Below are 17,935 nucleotides of genomic sequence, written 5' to 3' on the forward strand. Positions count from 1 at the left end.
TAAAAAGTTAATATAAAGGGAGTCTGACTGAATTTTTTCAGCAGACTTTTTTATTTTATTATTGATAGGAGTTTTTATTTTGAAGCACCGCAGATTGTTAGTCTACCTTGTTACACTTGCTGCGTTTCTCGGTCCTTTTTCTCAAACCATCTACGTACCCCTTATTCCTGAGGTGACAAAAGAACTTCATACAACACCTTTCTTGGTTAACTTTTCGATCTCGATCTATACAATTTTCCTGGCTTTGATGCAGATGGTTTATGGACCACTTACGGATTCAATCGGACGGCGTAAAGTGATGCTATCAGGCATACTGATCTATTTAGTGGCTACGATCGGATGTTATTTTTCTTTATCTATTGAATCTCTTTTAGTGTTTCGTTCTTTGCAAGCCATCGGGATTGCTGCGGGTTCAGTTGTAGCGGTAACGGTTATTGGTGATCTGTTCGAAGGGAAAGAACGGATTCAACCTATGGGAACATTTCAAATGCTGGTGTCACTAGGACCAGTTTTAGGTCCTGTAGTTGGTGGTTTTTTAAGTGCTTCGTTTGATTTTCATATGATTTTTATTGCGTTAATCTGTGTTGGTTGTATCATTTTTGCAGGGAATTTTATCTTTTTACACGAAACAAAACCAAGTACATCCAAAAAACAGAATTTCACATTTTCAGATTTTCTTACGATATTGCAAAACCGTATAGGGTACACCGTAATTGGTTTAGGATTTATTCAATACTACGCTCTGTATAACTTTTTAGTGTTCCTACCCGCTATTATGAGTGAAAGGTACGCATTGTCTGTTGAACAGAAAGGTCTTGTATTTTTGCCACTATCACTCGGAATCGTAGTGGGAAGTTTTATTGGCGGCAAAATGAGAAAATACAATGAACGAAAAGGATTGTATACTCTTCCTTTTTGAACGTAATTTCTCTATTATTGTTTATCTTAGTCTCAGATGTATCTCTAATCTTTTTGATCATTTCAATCTCATTTTTTGGTCTGTTCTTAGGTATGTCATTACCCGTTCAGACAGCTCTCCTTACACAAGAGTTTCAAGCCAATCGCGCCACTGCTATTGGTGCTTATAACTTTTTCAGATATATGGGAATGTCGATTGGCCCCTTGTTAGGCAGTTTTCTGTATCATTTGGGGAGTTATGGCTTGGTTTATGGATTTGTAGATGTAACGTTACTCCTTTTTGTCATTTTGATGAGAAAACATTTAATACAAAATAAAAAAATCTACTAATTAGATTTTAGAAGTAATGAATTAGGGTATATTGAATCCATACCGTTCTTGCTGTAAGCTAAGATTAAACAAAAGTTAGACAGGATGTATGAGTATGTATCTTACAATAAAAGAAACAGCTGAATATTTATCGATGCCTGAAGTAGTGGTTGAAAGCTTAGTTCAGCAGAATAAAATCCGTACCATTTTTGACGGTAACCAGCATCTTATTAATAAGGAACAGTTCAATACTCACTTTGAGCAGTTAGAAAAATATAAGAAAATGGTTGAAGAGTATTTGAGTGAACCCATTCCTGAAGATTGGGATGCTAAAGACGAAGATTAATGAAACGATAAATTAGGGTAGATGGGGAGAGTGGAAAAGAGATGCATAGAGATAAGGCGCTGCATTCTTTTTTAATGGAAAAAACATGGCAGTTGACGGAAGATTGGTACCAATCAATTGATAAATCAAAAGCCACGGGGGTATACGCTTCCACAAATCCCAAGACGATAGAAACGCTAAAAAAACAAAATCACGAATTTCACGAACATTTTTGTGAGGTTTTTGTTACGGAAGAAAGTGAATTTCTAAAAGACTTCGAAAAATGGGTGTTAATGATTGCTCAAGACGATGAGCACTTGAACACACCTTTAACGGTAATCATGAAAGAATTCTTCAACGTACAAAAGCAATATTTAAATCTTATACAAGAATTCGTTAATCTTCATCAAGGTGAATATCCTCAAACGATTATCGATGCATGGAATGAAATTATTATTGATACATTTAATAAAATTGTGACATGGTTTGTTGAAGAAAATCAAAAGTATAGTGAGGAAAAATTAATCGCACAGCAAGAGATGATCAATGAGCTAAGTTCACCTGTCATCGCACTGAATAATCATATGGGCCTTTTGCCATTAATCGGTGTGATTGATACACAAAGAGCAAAGTATATCGTTGAAAATACGCTCGAGCAGTGTACCGAAAAAGAGATTACACATCTTTTTATAGATCTCTCTGGTGTTTTAATTATTGATACGATGGTGGCTCAGCAGATTTTCTCTCTCATTGAAACACTTGGTCTGATCGGAGTGAAGTCGACCTTGTCTGGCATCCGACCTGAAATTGCGATGACCGCTATTCAATTAGGTTTATCCTTTGAGAAAGTTTCCATAAAGTCGAGCCTAGCTCAAGCGATTGGTTCACAACAATAACTTTACAGATTGAACAAAGACCAGGGTAACCTGGTCTTTTATTATTTTCGTATATCTGAATTCGGTCATGCCACCTCCTCATAAACTTTAAAATGTAATTCATTTTCTTAAAAGGGTGTTGAGGATGGATATCTTTCAAGATTTAACGGGGGAAATTGTTTTACCAGATGATCCGCAATATGACGTTGCACGTCAAGAATGGAACAGAGCCATTCAAAAATTTCCTAGCGTAATTGTTTATTGTTCACAATATGAAGATGTAAGCCGTGCCATTTTGTGGGCACAAAAATATGGTAAGGATATAAGAATTCGATCGGGGGGTCATCATTACGAAGGCTATTCGACTGATAATGGTGTTTTGGTCATCGATATCAGTCGATTAAATGGAGTCACGTTTAATGAGGAGGAAGGAACGGTTACTGTTCAAGGAGGTATTCAGAACAAAGATTTCTATCAAGCAGTAGGTTCTAGAGGATATCCTTTTCCCGGAGGAACTTGTCCGACTGTTGGTGTCAGTGGCTTTGTACTTGGTGCTGGATGGGGTTTTTCTAGCCGTTTGTTTGGCTTAGGTTGTGACAGCTTGGCAGAACTGGAGTTAATCAACTACAAAGGTAAAATTCTAAAAGTAAATGAAAGAGAAAATTGTGATCTGTTCTGGGCGTGTAAAGGCGCAGGTGGAGGCAACTTTGGAGTGGTCGTTTCCATGACATTCAAACTGCCACCTAAAGTCGATCAAGTGATATTGTTTGAGTTATACAAGCCAAATGCCACAACAAAAGAGCTAGGTAAGTTCTTGCGAATATGGCAGAAGTGGCTTGTGAACCTAGATGAACGAATGTGTCTGAATGCTAGCATGTATAACGCTGCGTCTGAAGGACTTGCTATCTTTGGCAGGGGATTTTTTTATGGAACAAAGGAAGAAGCATTGAAACTGTTAGATGTTTATAAAAAAATAAACGGATTTAAGATTTCAGCCAAATCTTTAACCTTTTTAGAGGCTGTTACGGAAGTTCAGTCTACCTATCCGCCATATGAAAAGTTTAAATCGACTGGTCGCTTTGTATATAAAGAATACGATCGAGAAGAAGTGGAAGCAATCGTGAATCTTGTGAAAAAGCGTGCGGAAGGTTCCGTGTTTGCAGCACTCACCGTGTATGCAATGGGAGGTAAGATTCGAAATGTCGATAAAAAAGAGTCTGCTTTTTATTACCGAAAAGCACGTTATATCTTAGGCATCCAATCCGTATGGGAAGATCCAGCCGTCGCAGAAGAAAATAGAAGATGGGTGGAAAAAAGGTTCAGATATTTGAAGACCATCACAAAAGGGTCATTTGTTAATTTTCCATACAGTGAACTGAAAGACTATGAAAAAGAGTATTTTGGCAGAAATGTGGAGAGACTTCAACGAATCAATCAAAAATACGATCCTAAAAGAGTGTTTGCTTTTCCGCAATCCATTCGTTGATATAAACTGTAGATAGAGTGCTGTTTGGAAAAGGAGTTTGTTTCATTGAAAATATTTAAAAGTATACTGTTTCTTGCAGTCCTTGCGTCTATCTTTTATCTAATCACATTGGAATGGAAAAAGAGGAACACACCACTGCCTACTGAATTGCATCCGATCGTGGCAGAGCACCGTGATCTTTTAATACAAAAAGCATCTGAAAAAGGAATTAATGTTGTAATAACCGATGATTTTCGATCCGCAGCAGAACAGGATCGGCTGTATGAACAAGGACGTTCAAGAGAAGGAACCATTGTGACTCATGTCGAAGGTGGCGAATCTTATCATAACTACGGTCTAGCGATTGATTTTGCTCTTAAGCTAGATAATGGCTCTGTCGTATGGAATCTTGAACGAGATGACAATGGGAATGGACAGTCGGATTGGATGGAAGTGGTTGGGATCGCCAAAGATTTGGGCTTCGAGTGGGGTGGAGATTGGGCTGGTTTTAAGGATTATCCACACCTTGAGATGGATTTTGGGTTGAGTATTCGGGAGTTACAGTATGGAGAGCGGCCACCAGCTAACATTAGGAACTAAGGGAAATCCTTAGTTCTATTTTTTTGCTCGCTTTTAAAAGCGGTGAATAAAGCACTATTTAAATTGGTTTATTTTAGGAGAAAAGAGGGTATATTTTACGTGGAAAATTATAACTATTAATGGTATTTTTATATAATGATAGGGAATTTGACCTGTTGAATAAGTAACTAGGCGATATGGGAGGTATAGGTGTGGGATTTTCAGATGATTTAAGTGCTATCTATAGTAGCTTATCAAGTCGCACAGCGGCAATTGATGAAAAAATCTCTAGGCTGCAGCGAGCTAAAGGTGAGATTAATCAAGAACAGAACACGAGTATGCAAGAAGTTCGCAAAATACTAGAACCAGAGCTTGGTAGTTTGTGGATGGGAAATCGAGCGAACGCCTTTGACCAATCAAGAGAAGAAGCATATAAGATTATGCAAGATATTGTAAACGATGACTATGAGGATTATCAACAAAAGATAGGTGTTGTAATCGGATTATTAAAATTAGAAAGAGAATCTTTAAGTGTTATTGGAGGTTTAGCAAATGAGGCTAGTCAATTGCTAGACAAGGGAGAAGATGCTCTTGAGGAACTAGGAAGCCGAATTGATGATCTGAAAAGGAGGATCTTTTAATGCAAACCATAAAACTACGATTCCATGATGTTACTCAACAACTGGGTGAAACACAGAAAGCGCTTGACGCTCTCACTCTTCCGAGTCCTTCAGCTGGAGCACTTGGAAAGAACGAACTTCAGTTTACGAAAGAATTTTTGGAGCGTGAAGAAAACCTTCATAAGATGATACTTGAGTACATGAATGTAGTAACAAAAAATATTGAGGATACAAAAGCAAATATTGAGATTCTAAAAAATCAGGATGAAGCGATCTTTAGAAATAAATAGAAAGAGGGCATCTGGAAAATGGGAAGTCATGTACTTGAAGCTTCAACTTTAAATGCTGCAACTGGAGAAAGAGCCCATCAATATGAAAGACTAAGAGAGCAGTTTCAAACCTTAAAAACTGAGCTTGCTAAGATTGCAGACGACAGCGACTTTCAAGGTAAGGGAGCTGAAGCCATCAAGGGCTTTTATCAAGGGCAAATTGACGTAGTTGATGCATGGATACAATTAATTGATATAAATGTGTTATTTTTTAAAGGAATTCCAGGTGATACAGAGGATGTTGACCTTTCGGGGGATACGGTTGTTCAGGTTCCATTTTTAGAAGAGAACGTAGAACGAGCGGGGAGAATGGCAAAAGATATAGTTGCAGATCAACAGGATGCGCTACAACAAATTTTTAGTGACATCAGTGATCTGGTCTCTCTTTCTGTGTTCTCAAAGGATGCTTTTGAAGACGAAATGGATAAAGCAGAAAAGCGTCGATTAGAAACGGTTGAAAAGGTTAATGAGTTAGATCAAAGATTAACCGATGAATATGCTGTGTCTCAAGGACAAGAACAATATATTTATGCACTGTTTGCTCAATTAATGGAAGCGACACGTCAAGGTGAAAACATTTCACCGTTATACTTTAATGCTGAAGCTTACCTTAACAGCGAAGTCTACAAAGCAATCACCAAAGTAAAAGAAGAGAACGATAAGTACATAAACTTTAAGAAAGAACAAAAAGAAGCAAGAGAGATACAAAAAGAAATGGAAGAGATGGAGAACCGGCCATGGTATGAAAAGGCATGGGATACGGTCTCTACCTTTACTGGGGAAGTCACAGGGTATTATGATTCCATCCGTGCATCAACAGGTGTTGATCCAGTTACAGGAAGAAAGCTTTCGGAAGCCGAACGCATTACAGCAGGTGCAATGGCCGCAGCTGGATTTATACCAGTCATCGGCTGGGCTGGAAGAGCAGTCAAGGGTGGATCAGCTATTTATAAAACAGTAAAAGCAGCAAATACTGCCGATCACATGCTCGATTCATATAAAACAGCTCAAGGTCTTACGAGACTTCAAAAAGCAGAATACGGTATCTATGGCCTTGTTTCTGCAAATGGATTCGGCGAGTATTTTACAGGTAAAGATATGTTCGGAAATGAGTTGTCAGAAGAGCAAAGAAATCAAAGTTTATTTAATGCGTTTGCGATTGCAGGTGTGGGTAGTGCTGGGTATGGGTTGGATCGTATGGATATTGGTAAGGTGCTTCAAAATAAGTTTCCGCTCAATAGAACAAATAAGATAATTAAAAAATTTGAAAAAGACATTGATAAACATCCCCAAAAAGAAATTATTAAAGATGTTTTAAAATACGTAGAAAAAAAACAAATTTCAGTATCTACACAGAAGCTACTAGATGAACATGTTGTAAAGGAAGTTATAAATAGAGTAGGCCCGAATCTGAAAAGATCAGATATTAGTAATTTGAAATGGGAAATCATCGAAAAATCTACTATAAGAAATAAAGAAAAATTGACTCCTTCTCAAAGAGCGAGATTATGGCAAGGTTCTTCCCCATATTTTGGTCTAGATGAATATGAAGACTTTATAATGTCTAAAGGTACTAAAGTATATACGGGATATCCATTTCCTACAGGATATAGTTTTACAAAAACTGTTTTAGATAGTGTTAATGGAGACTCAAAGGAACTATTCCAAGGGGTGCAAGTTAACCCACGAGTTTCCCAAGATGGTACAGGTGATTACAAATATCAAATCATTGCTTTTGAGTTTCTTGAAGATATTCCATCAGCAAGGGGTATTACAAATGCCAATCCACAATTAGGTAATGGAGGATTGGAACAAATATTCACACCCGATTTTAAGGAACTTGTTCGAGACGGGAAAGTCATACCTATCCTAAATGATGAAACAATTAAAATGTTAAAGTCTAATGGAATTGAATTTGATAAAGAACTATTACAATTAATTGATTCAGAAGGCAATTATATTCACAAAAGTATATGCGATACTTTTATTTCAATTGCTGATGACAAAAACATAGTAAAATTAGAAAACAATATCTTAAGTGAAGAAGAAGTTCTAGATATTGAAAAAGCAATTGAAAAAGTAGCTAAAAATGGTGGAGGTATTTACTAATGAGTGGTTTGAAAGATGGAATAATTAATATTGACGGCTTTGAAATTTCACCTAGTACTAAAATTACTGAGGTTATAAACTACTTTCCAAATGATAAAATAAAAATAATTGCTAATGGTGAATCAGTTAGATTTATAAAGCCAGTTACGCTGGGTAATAAAAATTTTTATGTCAGATTAGCATCAGCTAATAGTTTAATAACATCTGTAAATTTGGTTGTTTTTGATCCTGCTTTAAATGAATGGGATGTTGAACCTAAAGCAGATCTACACGGTGAGTGGTTGTGTGAACAGTTAGGATACCCTCAAGGTTTGCTAGATGAGAATCTATTTAACTGGGGAAAAATCATTCAATGGGAAGATTTTAGGTCTCGCCAGACACAAATTAATATACTCTATAATAATTAGGTTTAAAGATTTTTTGTTAGAGTTACTTAGATTTTTAATAGTCCGGCATTATCTCTTCTGAAAAGTTTTCTAAATTATATTATAACTAGAGCTCAAGTCTAAATAATAATCGCAGAAATTTTCATGATTACTGAAGATTAAATTGGATATTTTAAAGGATGGGGTTTACATGGAACCAGCATTATTACTTAACCAGTTAAAAGATGGAACTCTAGAGCCGAAGCATGCCTTTCCTCAGTTAGCTTCGAAAGTGAAATATCTTCTACTTCCTGAATCGGAACTTCGTATAAAAACAGATGAAGGAGAGGGGCCCGTTGTTTTTACAGATGCGGAAGCGGTACATGCCTTTCAAGCTCATTTGAATACAAAGAGAACAGATGCATTGACTGTGTTGAAAACCACGTTGCGAAATAAACAGCAACTACTTCTAATCAATCCTAATCATGAATCTATGGTGGTTCTTCGTAAAGATGATATGAAGCTTCTCATGAGGGAATATGCTATTAGAGAATTAAAAAAGCGTGGAGGAGCTAATATCCTTTTAACTGTGGAAGGACAGCTGAGATTTATTGAATTGCCCGATGGAGCTAAGGTCTTGCCTGTCTATCTAAGTGAAGCAGATGGGAAACAGGTGTACCCAGAGGATCATTGTTTGCCCCTTAGCTGGCATGATATTGTTGTGAATTGTAAAAAATACAACGCAGAAGCTGCTTTTCTCCAAATGGGTCATGAAGAACAAATTGGTCTTAATTATTCTTATTTAGATCAGTTAGAAGGTAAGAGTTGGGCGCATACCGCCGCAAGTTGGGCTATGAAGCTTTGGTTTGCAGGCGCTTTTTTAGGACTTTTCATTAATTACTTCATCGGTAATCTTAATGAATGGCTTATAGCTTTCTATCTTTGGTTCGGCATAATTATTTTTATCGTTGGTTTCTTTTCAGCTCGAAAACGAGATAAAGTTAAAAAGAAATAATATACATACAAAAAAAGAAGGATCCAGCCGGATCCTTCTTTTTTTGTTTATAATTTAAACGAACTCTTCAACGAAACAATCTCATTAAACACAATCTTTTCTTCTGATGTATGCTTTGGATCTACGTTGAAGTAGCCATGACGGAAGAACTGGAACTTATCTTGAGGTTTCGCGTCCTTCATGTTTGCTTCAATATATCCTTGTTTTACGATAAGAGAATCTTTGTTCACGTAATCTAAGAATGTCTTGCCTTCACTGTCTTCTTCTTTTTCCATATCTTCATCAGAGATAAGTGGTTTATAGATACGGAACTCTGCAGGCACGGCTTGTGTAGCTTCTACCCAGTGAAGTGTTCCTTTTACTTTACGGCCTGTAAATCCAGTGCCTGACTTCGTTTCTACATCATATGTGCAATGAAGTTCAACCACATTGCCGTTTTCATCTTTTACAAAATCTTCGCATTTAATGAAGTAAGCGTGCTTTAAGCGAACTTCGTTTCCAGGGAAGAGACGGAAGTACTTTTTCGGAGGATCCTCCATAAAGTCTTCGCGCTCGATATAGATTTCACGAGAAAACGGAATCTGACGTGAACCCATTTCAGGATTCTCTGGGTTGATCTCAGCATCAAGCATCTCAACTTGTCCTTCAGGGTAGTTTGTGATTATCACTTTTAATGGATCCACAATACCCATCGTACGAGGTGCTTTTACCTTAAGATCTTCACGTATAAAGTGCTCAAGCATAGCTGTGTCGGTTACACCAGAACCTTTTGAAACTCCAGCGGCTTTTACAAACTCAACGATTGACTCGGGCGTGTACCCTTTACGGCGCAGTCCAGAGATCGTCGGCATGCGCGGATCATCCCATCCGTCCACATAGCCTTCGTCCACAAGCTGCTTCAGTTTACGTTTACTCATTACCGTATTCGTTAGACCTAGGCGGCCGAACTCAATTTGCTGTGGCTGGCTTTCCATTTCACACTCTTCCACTACCCAGTTGTATAGAGGACGTTGGTCTTCAAACTCTGTTGTACAAAGCGAATGTGTAACGCCTTCGATCGCATCCTCGATCGGGTGAGCGAATGCATACATCGGATAGATGCACCACGTGTCACCGGTATTGTGATGGGTAGCATGAGAGACACGATAAATGACTGGGTCACGTAAGTTAATATTAGGTGAGCTCATGTCGATCTTTGCACGAAGTACTTTTTGTCCGTTCTCGAACTCGCCTTTACGCATGACATCGAATAGATCTAAGTTCTCTTCTACAGAACGGTTGCGATAAGGGCTTTCTTTACCGGGCTCTGTCAACGTTCCGCGGTACTCACGGATCTCGTCTGCGGTAAGATCATCCACATATGCTTTTCCTTTTTTAATTAAAAGCACAGCACGATCGTACATTTCTTCAAAGTAATCGGAAGCAAAGCGAAGGTTCTCCCATTCAAACCCAAGCCACTCGACGTCGTTCTTAATCGCATCAACGTATTCTTGATCTTCCTTCAATGGGTTGGTATCATCGAAGCGCAGATTGGTTTCTCCGCCAAACTCGTCTGCCAGTCCAAAATTGATTACGATTGATTTTGCATGTCCAATATGAAGATATCCGTTTGGTTCTGGTGGAAAACGTGTAACGATTTTCTTGTGTTTTCCGGATTCCAGATCGTTTTGGATGATTGTTTTAATAAAATTTGAAGAACTATTCTCCATCCCGTATCAAGCCTTTCCTTATATGTAAACTAAGATATACTTTACATTATAACAAAAATAAATTTCAACTAAACGTATTCTTTTAGGGATATGGAGATTATTTAACAAAGAAATGGTGGGATCAACATGAATGTCATTGACTTGCATTGCGATGCATTATTAAAACTATGGGAGACTGACGGCAGGCTGCGTTATGCAGATGCGCCACAGCTTGCTACAAATAAAGAACGTCTTCAAAAGGGAAAAGTGAACGTTCAGTTCTTTGCGATTTTCATAGAACCATTTATTCCGAGCGATCAAAAATTTCAGTCTGCGCTTCAGCAAGTGGACTATTTCTATAAAGAGGTTCTTGGTAAAAATCCAGAGATGAAGCATTTGAAGAACTGGCACGACTTTCAAACATTGAAGGATGGAGAAATCGGAGCCGTTCTTACGCTTGAAGGAGTGGATGCGATTGGTGACGATCTAACGAAGTTAAGCATCCTGCATCAACTCGGTGTTCTTTTGATCGGTCTAACATGGAATCATGCGAATCTTGCCGCGGATGGTGCTCAAGAACCACGTGGAGCTGGTTTGACGGTATTCGGAAAAGAAATCGTGGCGTTCAATAATAAAAATAAAATTTTAACCGATGTGTCTCATTTATGTGATCGTGCTTTTTGGGATGTGATGGAGATTGCTGATTATCCGCTTGCCAGCCATTCAAATTCACGCGTATTGTGTGACCATCCGCGGAACCTTACAGATGAGATGGCAAAAGAGATGTTCGGTAAAGGTGGCGTCGTACACGTTGTGTATAACCCGCCATTTACGAAGAGTGAGGGTTCTGCAAGTATTGGTGACTTAATTAATCACATCGACCATTTTTGTGGACTTGGCGGAGTAAAACAAATCGGCCTCGGCTCTGATTTCGACGGCATCTCGCAACTTATTACGGATTTAGAAGATGCATCCATGACTCAAAATTTAATCAATGAGCTATTAAAACATTATTCTGAAGAAGAAGTCCGAGGATTTGCTTCTCAAAACTTCATGAATTTTATTTCTAAAATATAGTTTGAAAGAAAGGCTGGCATTCTCCCGGGATGTCGGCTTTTTTCTAAGAAGAAGGATATTAGTGGGAGCTGTGAACGAGCGTAATTGCTGCGAACGATCATAAAATTCTACAAGAGAGCATAAAACTTCTGGAACGATCATAAAAGTCCGTGAACGATCATAAAACCACACAACCGAGCATAAGTCTTCTTGACCTAGCAAAACTTCCACAAAAGCCCTCATCATATGCTCTTCTTTTCTCTCGTAAACTTTCATAGCTTATATAGAATGACTAGGCGAAAGGAGTCTGTTATGTATTACAATCATCCAGGTTTTCAAAATGTAGGCATGAGGCAGCAAGATGACCTCACAACGATGAATCGCTTAATAGTATCCGGTGAAGGTTCTGTTTCTGCTGTTCCGGATCGAGCTCTTCTTACAATAGGAGTCATTACAGAAAACCCAAATTTAAGTGTGGCTCAAAAGGAGAATGCTGATAAAACGGCTTCTGTTATACAAACGCTTATGTCATTAGGTATTCCTCAAAGCGATATTCAAACATCTAGTTTTCGAATTGAACCTCAATATAATTATGAAAATGGTCAGCAGCAATTTAGAGCATATCGTGTAGAGCATCAGTTGCAGGTAACGGTAAAAGATATTAGGCAAACAGGGCAGGCAATCGATCAAGCGATAGCGAACGGAGCTAACTCTGTATCGTCCATTCAATTCACCGTTTCAAACCCAGATACCTTTTATAATCAGGCCTTGTCACTAGCTATTCAGAATGCTCAACAAAAAGCTATTTCTATGGCAAGGGCATTACAAGTTACAATTCGGCCGGTACCGGTCACCGTTCAAGAGGTATCTCAATCCTTACCTCCTAGACCCGTTCCGTTTCAAGCCGTTATGTATGCACAAAGTGCCGAAACACCTATACAGCCAGGTGAGAATAAGATTACAGCCTCTGTAAAAATTCAGTATACATTTAGTTAGAAATGATGGGTGCAAATTGACAGTCTGATATGTAGCACATTATAATTAACCAAATGGTTAAATATAATCCAGAACACTTAAATGATGTATTTTCAGTTCTATCTGACCCCACTCGGCGTACGATCATTGAGCAGCTTTCAAAAGGGGAAAGGAGTGTGCAAGAGTTAGCTCAGCCTTTTGATATGTCGCTTCCTGCGATCTCGAAGCATTTGAAAGTTTTAGAGAATGCAGGTCTTGTCACACACCGAAAAGAGGGGCGCTATCGCTATTACGCGATACAGCCGGACGCAATGGACGGAGCATGTGAATGGATATCTACTCTTAAAGAGCTATGGACAAAATTTGAAGGTATGTTTTGCTGCAAACAAAAGAAGCAGTAAAACGTATGCTTGGAGTGTGAACAATGGAAACGCAGCAAGAAATAATAAAGGTTGAGAAACTGGTGAAACGATATGGAGATTTTACTGCCGTGGATGGAAGTGAGTTCTCTGTACATAATGGTGAGGTGTTTGGTCTGCTCGGCCCCAACGGAGCAGGGAAGACGACGACGCTTGAGATGTTAGTTGGTCTTCGTAAGCCTGATGAAGGAACGGCAATCGTCGGTGGATTCGATATCACAAAAGAGCTTGATAAAGTAAAAGAAGTCATCGGTGTACAGCTTCAATCTACTACTCTTTTTGAGCTCTTGACCGTAGATGAGATCCTTCACCTTTATGGCAGTTTTTACCGGGAACATATCTCGATTCCTGAATTGATTGATGACATGCTTTTAACAGAGAAAAAGAATAGCAGAATAAAAGGTTTGTCTGGTGGTCAGAAGCAGAGACTTGCGATCGCGCTTGCACTCGTGCATGATCCACAGATTATTTTCTTGGACGAACCCACGACTGGACTCGATCCACAAGCACGCCGTACGTTATGGGATATTATTTTACGCTTGAAGGAACGGGGCAAAACCGTTGTACTGACGACTCATTATATGGATGAAGCACACGTGTTATGCGACCGTATCGCCATTATGGATCAAGGAAAGCTAATTGCTCTAGATACGCCTAGTGAACTCGTAAGAAATCTCCAGTCGGATAGCGCAGTTGAATTTAAATTTAACGATGAAGTAGATATTGTTTTATCAGAGATCGAAGGTGTGAAGCAAGTGGGCAGTCAGAAAGATGTCCATGTTCTTTATACAGATGATCTACAGAAGACATTGACGAGTTTAATCGCTATCGCTTCTGAAAAACAGCTGAAGCTTGTAGATCTACAAACGAGAACGGCAACACTTGAAGATGTGTTTATCCACATGACAGGAAGAAGGTTAAGAGAAGGATGAGATCATACTACCTACTAACACTTGCTCAGCTTCGGATCTTCCTTAGAAACAGACAAGTACTGTTTTGGACCCTCGCATTTCCTATCGTTCTGATGGTCATGTTAGGTTCATTCTTAGGAAACGGTAATGGCGTATCCATTACGGCAGCTGTTGTTGATCAGGATAAGAGTGAACAGTCAAAGAACTTAGTGAAAGAAATGGAAAAAAACGAAGCAGTATCCCTTGAAAAAAGTTCAGACGAAAAAGATGTGTTAAGTCAGCTAAAGCAAGGTGACCTAACGCTCGTTGTTACCATTCCAAAAGGTTATGGTGAAAATCTTGCTGCAGGAAACAAAGCAGATCCTTTTAAACTGCCTGTTTATTATAATGAAACGAACATGGCGATGTCCCAAGTCGGACTTCAGCTTGTTGATAATGCAGTTGATACGATCAGTAAAGAATCAGTGAGCTATGAGCCTGTTGTTATAACAGAATCAAAAGGGGTAGAAGCACTTAACCTTCGTTATATCGATTTCCTAGTACCAGGAATCGTGGCGATGATGATCATGAGCAATAACATGAACGGAGTGGCTGGCCAGATATCATCATGGCGTGAACGCGGAATCTTACGTCGTATGCAAGGAACAACACTTAAAGCATCTACATTTATTGCAGCGCAAATTACAGCTCGTTTTATGCTGAACGGTTTGCAAGCGATGATCGTATTAGCTGTCGCTTGGGCTGCATTCGGTATTGAAGTGAGAGGTTCATGGTTAACCGTAATCGCGTTCGTAACGCTTGGGACGTTAGCGTTTATGGCGATCGGCTTTATTATCGCAGGCATTGCTAAGACTCCTGAGAGTGCTGGACCAATTGCTGGTTTTCTATCGTTTCCGATGCTGTTTTTAGGTGGCGTCTTCTTTCCAATAAGAGACATGCCCGAGTTTTTGCAGCCGTTCGTACAAATTCTACCGATCGCTCACTTAAGCCATGCTCTTCGTGAGACGATGAACGTAGGTGCTTCGTTTTTAGATCTCGGTATGGAGGCCATGATTCTCGGCGGTTGGTTGATCGGAGCGTTTATCGTGGCGAGCTTTACGTTTAAGTGGGAATAGAATAAGCACAAAGAGGAGAATAAAAATGAATACACAAAATTATAAGAATCATGCACGTATGCACCCCATCTATCATTATGTACTTTCTTTGCTCGTCCTTGGAGGTCTTATCGCGAGCGTTGTCTATCTGTTTAAAGCAGAAGATAAGTTCCTAGGCGTGATACTAATTGTGATGGCACTCAGTCTGTTAGTGACGTTTGCTTTACTTCGCTTATATCCATTGAAAGCTCAAGATCGTGCGATTCGAGCAGAAGAGAACTTACGCTATTACGTATTAACAGGAAAGTTGTTAGATAGAAGACTTACGGCAGGGCAGATCGTAGCCCTTCGATTCGCACCAGACGAAGAAATTCCACTTTTGGCGGAGAAAGCAGCAGCTGAGAACATGAAACCGAAGGAAATTAAACAAGCGATTACGAATTGGAAAGCAGATCATTATAGAATCTAAATAAAAGACGCGTGGACCCAGATCCATGTGTCTTTTTGTCTGTATTACTAATAATATTTGGAAATTAATTTTGATTATAATTATTTGAGAATACAAATCAACGTTTTAAATTAAAGGTAATTTTATAGTATAAAAGGGAGAAAGAATTACTTGCAGAAAATTATATCGGGACTTTAATCATGGTTATAAGGATTCAAAATTCGATAAAATATAAGATAGTTATTGAAATATCGTGTAAAAATATGGTAGTAATTGGTTTGGGTAGAAAATATTCCGTTGCTCTAAAGTCATTCATACCAAGGGTTTTGGTAGTGATAAGTAAAAAGTATCAAATATTTACAAATTTATGGTTTCGTTATTTCCATAATAGGGCAAATATAGGTGTATTTATCCATTTCTAATTAGAAGCAACCGATCTTAAAGATCGTTGTTTATAAATTTTAAAAAATAAGGGAGAGAAGAAAATGTCAGGAATTATTCGCGTTACACCAGCAGAGTTAGTAGATATGTCAGGTCGTTACTCCAATGAAAGCAGCCAAGTAGGAGAGCAGATTTCACGCTTAAATGCAATGATCAGCCAATTAGAAGGTATGTGGGAAGGGGAAGCAAGTAAAGCTTTCAGCCAACAATATGAGGCATTAAAACCATCTTTCCTTCAAATGCAACAGTTGCTTGAAGATATCTCCGCTCAACTTAACAATACATCTAGAGCTCTAGAAGACGCTGATAACCAAATCGCAAGCCAAATTAGAGGGTAACCTTTTTAACTTTTGGTTCTTTGTTCATGGGGGCGCCTTCTTTATTAAAGGCGCTCTTCATTTTTTGAGGTGATGATTATGTACATTGAAGTTACCGTAGATTTAAAACATTATACAGGGGAAGCGTTTGATCTTCGACTTTCAAACTTCCATACTGTTAAAAAAGTAATAGATATTGTTTGGCAAACAAAAGAAATTGACTCTCCGCCTAGAGACGGTTACTGGGTACGTGTGCCAAATAAAAATATTGTACTCTCCGGAAACCAAAAGCTAATAGAGAGTGGAATATTAACAGGTGATCGTTTTGAAATTCTTTGAGGGGGTCTAAGCAATGACCGAAAAAAATAAAACATATTTGGAACAAATCTTAGAATCCCAGATTAGTAGAGATGAGGATTCTATTACTTTTGCATTTCAAAAAGAAAAAATAAAACTTGATAACGTTATCGAAGTAGAATTGTTAAAAGAATTAGATTCAGATATTCAGCGATCCATTATCGTTGATGAAAACGAACTTAAGATTACTATCCTCCCCCACTCTAATTACCGGTATTTTCCCGAATTAACAAGTCAAAATGATAGAAGTAAATGGATGTTTGCGTTTCAACTTACAAAAAAAGTAAAAGAACATACATTGAATCGTTTGCATTTGGTGGTATGTCCTGAAAATTTAGTATTTGATCAAAGCCTATCACCAGCTTTCTTACATTATGGAGTGAAAGAAAGTATTCCTCCTTACGAAGCAGAGCATGAAAGAGTTTGGAAAGAGCTTAGAGCTACGATTGCTTTCTTAGTAGACGGTAAACATTCCTTTCATGATTACTTAAAGCTTCATGAAACCATCGAATTATCAACCACGGCTAAAGAGGTATTAGAAGTCGATGATTTGAATGGACTGTTACTTTTCATACAAAAAAAATTAAATGACATAGATGAAATAGATAAACTGATGCTAAATATTCCACAAAAGAAATGGAAGTTTACACAATATGCATCATTAGGCTTATTGATATGTTTCATCCCAGCTATTGTGTATACGATCTATTCTCTGTTCTTTTTACAGCCTAGACAAGAAGCTTTTGTTAGCAGTAACGAACATTTTCTAGGTAAAGAATACAGTGAAGTCGTGGAAGTGATGTCTGATTATGATGTTGAAGATATGCCAAATGTGGTTCAATACCAGTTAGCTTCATCTTACATAATCAACGAATCACTTACTGAAGAACAAAAGCAAAATATTCAAAACACTGTTTCCTTACAATCGGAACCTCTCTATTTTCAATATTGGATACATATCGGAAGAGGGAATGCGAAAGAAGCGCTCGATATCGCACGTTCTTTAGAAGATAAGGATCTTATTATGTTCGCACTAATTAAATATCGTGAAGAATTAAAATCTGATGATAAATTGAGTAGTGAAGAAAAACAGCAAAAAATTAAAGAAGTACAAGCTGAAATAGATGAGTATCTCGAAGAACAAGAAGCAATTAAAGAAGAAGAAGAGAGACTGAAAGAAGAAGAGAGAAAAGCTGAAGAAGAAAAGCAAAAAGAAAAAGAAGCAATGGAGCAAAAGGCTAAGGAAGAAGCAGCTGCTGCTGAAAAGGAGCAAAAGCCTGCAACACCACCGAAACCTGCCAATTCGAATTAGAGGGGGTG

General features: G+C 38.3%; 21 protein-coding genes. 20 read left to right on the forward strand and 1 reads right to left on the reverse strand.

The annotated features are described in order from the left end of the window. Positions 1-79 precede the first annotated feature (79 nt). From ACOZ9X_RS15970 to ACOZ9X_RS16020, 11 genes are all read left to right on the forward strand, one after another. Positions 80-919, forward strand: coding sequence for an MFS transporter (locus tag ACOZ9X_RS15970; protein ID WP_423419070.1), 840 nt, complete (start codon positions 80-82; stop codon positions 917-919). A 17-nt stretch (positions 920-936) separates the two neighbouring features. Continuing rightward, positions 937-1,248: an MFS transporter gene (locus ACOZ9X_RS15975; RefSeq protein WP_423419194.1), complete on the forward strand. Its 312-nt coding sequence runs from the start codon at positions 937-939 to the stop codon at positions 1,246-1,248. Between the two features lie 94 nt (positions 1,249-1,342). Next, positions 1,343-1,573: an excisionase family DNA-binding protein gene (locus tag ACOZ9X_RS15980; protein ID WP_423419071.1), complete on the forward strand. Its 231-nt coding sequence runs from the start codon at positions 1,343-1,345 to the stop codon at positions 1,571-1,573. 41 nt (positions 1,574-1,614) lie between these two features. After that, entirely contained in the window at positions 1,615-2,448 is an 834-nt protein-coding gene (locus tag ACOZ9X_RS15985; protein WP_423419072.1) for an STAS domain-containing protein, read from the forward strand. 124 nt (positions 2,449-2,572) lie between these two features. Beyond that, a complete protein-coding gene (locus tag ACOZ9X_RS15990; protein ID WP_423419073.1) occupies positions 2,573-3,913 on the forward strand; it encodes an FAD-dependent oxidoreductase in 1,341 nt (446 codons plus the stop codon). A gap of 45 nt (positions 3,914-3,958) precedes the next feature. Further along, positions 3,959-4,492 (forward strand): M15 family metallopeptidase, encoded by a 534-nt coding sequence (locus ACOZ9X_RS15995; protein WP_423419074.1) that lies wholly within the window; start codon positions 3,959-3,961, stop codon positions 4,490-4,492. 191 nt (positions 4,493-4,683) lie between these two features. Continuing rightward, positions 4,684-5,112: a YwqH-like family protein gene (locus ACOZ9X_RS16000; protein ID WP_423419075.1), complete on the forward strand. Its 429-nt coding sequence runs from the start codon at positions 4,684-4,686 to the stop codon at positions 5,110-5,112. After that, a complete protein-coding gene (locus ACOZ9X_RS16005) occupies positions 5,112-5,381 on the forward strand; it encodes a DUF5344 family protein (protein WP_423419076.1) in 270 nt (89 codons plus the stop codon). Before ACOZ9X_RS16000 ends, ACOZ9X_RS16005 begins: the two co-directional genes overlap by 1 nt. An 18-nt stretch (positions 5,382-5,399) precedes the next feature. Next, positions 5,400-7,529 carry a ribonuclease YeeF family protein gene (locus ACOZ9X_RS16010; protein WP_423419077.1) on the forward strand — a complete coding sequence of 710 codons (2,130 nt, stop codon included), beginning with the start codon at positions 5,400-5,402 and terminating at the stop codon, positions 7,527-7,529. Then, positions 7,529-7,936 carry a hypothetical protein gene (locus ACOZ9X_RS16015; protein WP_423419078.1) on the forward strand — a complete coding sequence of 136 codons (408 nt, stop codon included), beginning with the start codon at positions 7,529-7,531 and terminating at the stop codon, positions 7,934-7,936. The genes ACOZ9X_RS16010 and ACOZ9X_RS16015 overlap by 1 nt, the downstream gene beginning before the upstream one ends. A gap of 169 nt (positions 7,937-8,105) precedes the next feature. Further along, positions 8,106-8,909: a hypothetical protein gene (locus tag ACOZ9X_RS16020; protein WP_423419079.1), complete on the forward strand. Its 804-nt coding sequence runs from the start codon at positions 8,106-8,108 to the stop codon at positions 8,907-8,909. Positions 8,910-8,956: 47 nt separating this feature from the next. Here the strand turns inward: ACOZ9X_RS16020 and ACOZ9X_RS16025 are convergent, their stop codons facing one another. After that, the gene (locus ACOZ9X_RS16025) at positions 8,957-10,618 is read right to left on the reverse strand and encodes a glutamine--tRNA ligase/YqeY domain fusion protein (protein WP_423419080.1); all 1,662 of its coding nucleotides are present in this window, start codon (positions 10,616-10,618) and stop codon (positions 8,957-8,959) included. Positions 10,619-10,744: 126 nt separating this feature from the next. On the opposite strand from ACOZ9X_RS16025, the gene ACOZ9X_RS16030 reads away from it, so the two are divergent. The 9 genes from ACOZ9X_RS16030 (at position 10,745) to essB (ending at position 17,927) form a co-directional block, all read left to right on the forward strand. Then, the gene (locus ACOZ9X_RS16030) at positions 10,745-11,674 is read left to right on the forward strand and encodes a dipeptidase (RefSeq protein ID WP_423419081.1); all 930 of its coding nucleotides are present in this window, start codon (positions 10,745-10,747) and stop codon (positions 11,672-11,674) included. A gap of 291 nt (positions 11,675-11,965) precedes the next feature. Then, positions 11,966-12,649, forward strand: a complete 684-nt coding sequence (locus ACOZ9X_RS16035; RefSeq protein WP_423419082.1) for an SIMPL domain-containing protein — start codon at positions 11,966-11,968, stop codon at positions 12,647-12,649. 53 nt (positions 12,650-12,702) lie between these two features. Further along, the gene (locus tag ACOZ9X_RS16040) at positions 12,703-13,029 is read left to right on the forward strand and encodes an ArsR/SmtB family transcription factor (RefSeq protein WP_423419083.1); all 327 of its coding nucleotides are present in this window, start codon (positions 12,703-12,705) and stop codon (positions 13,027-13,029) included. 23 nt (positions 13,030-13,052) lie between these two features. Beyond that, positions 13,053-13,979, forward strand: a complete 927-nt coding sequence (locus ACOZ9X_RS16045; RefSeq protein ID WP_423419084.1) for an ABC transporter ATP-binding protein — start codon at positions 13,053-13,055, stop codon at positions 13,977-13,979. Further along, a complete protein-coding gene (locus ACOZ9X_RS16050; RefSeq protein ID WP_423419085.1) occupies positions 13,976-15,073 on the forward strand; it encodes an ABC transporter permease in 1,098 nt (365 codons plus the stop codon). Before ACOZ9X_RS16045 ends, ACOZ9X_RS16050 begins: the two co-directional genes overlap by 4 nt. A gap of 25 nt (positions 15,074-15,098) precedes the next feature. Continuing rightward, positions 15,099-15,521 carry a DUF6526 family protein gene (locus tag ACOZ9X_RS16055; RefSeq protein ID WP_423419086.1) on the forward strand — a complete coding sequence of 141 codons (423 nt, stop codon included), beginning with the start codon at positions 15,099-15,101 and terminating at the stop codon, positions 15,519-15,521. A gap of 464 nt (positions 15,522-15,985) precedes the next feature. Then, positions 15,986-16,279: a WXG100 family type VII secretion target gene (locus ACOZ9X_RS16060; protein ID WP_191754502.1), complete on the forward strand. Its 294-nt coding sequence runs from the start codon at positions 15,986-15,988 to the stop codon at positions 16,277-16,279. A 78-nt stretch (positions 16,280-16,357) separates the two neighbouring features. Then, positions 16,358-16,597 carry an EsaB/YukD family protein gene (locus ACOZ9X_RS16065; RefSeq protein WP_423419087.1) on the forward strand — a complete coding sequence of 80 codons (240 nt, stop codon included), beginning with the start codon at positions 16,358-16,360 and terminating at the stop codon, positions 16,595-16,597. 13 nt (positions 16,598-16,610) lie between these two features. After that, positions 16,611-17,927: a type VII secretion protein EssB gene (gene essB, locus ACOZ9X_RS16070; protein ID WP_423419088.1), complete on the forward strand. Its 1,317-nt coding sequence runs from the start codon at positions 16,611-16,613 to the stop codon at positions 17,925-17,927. Positions 17,928-17,935 lie beyond the last annotated feature (8 nt).

The sequence above is a fragment of the Fictibacillus nanhaiensis genome, from assembly GCF_049537595.1.
GTDB lineage: Bacteria > Bacillota > Bacilli > Bacillales > Fictibacillaceae > Fictibacillus > Fictibacillus nanhaiensis_F.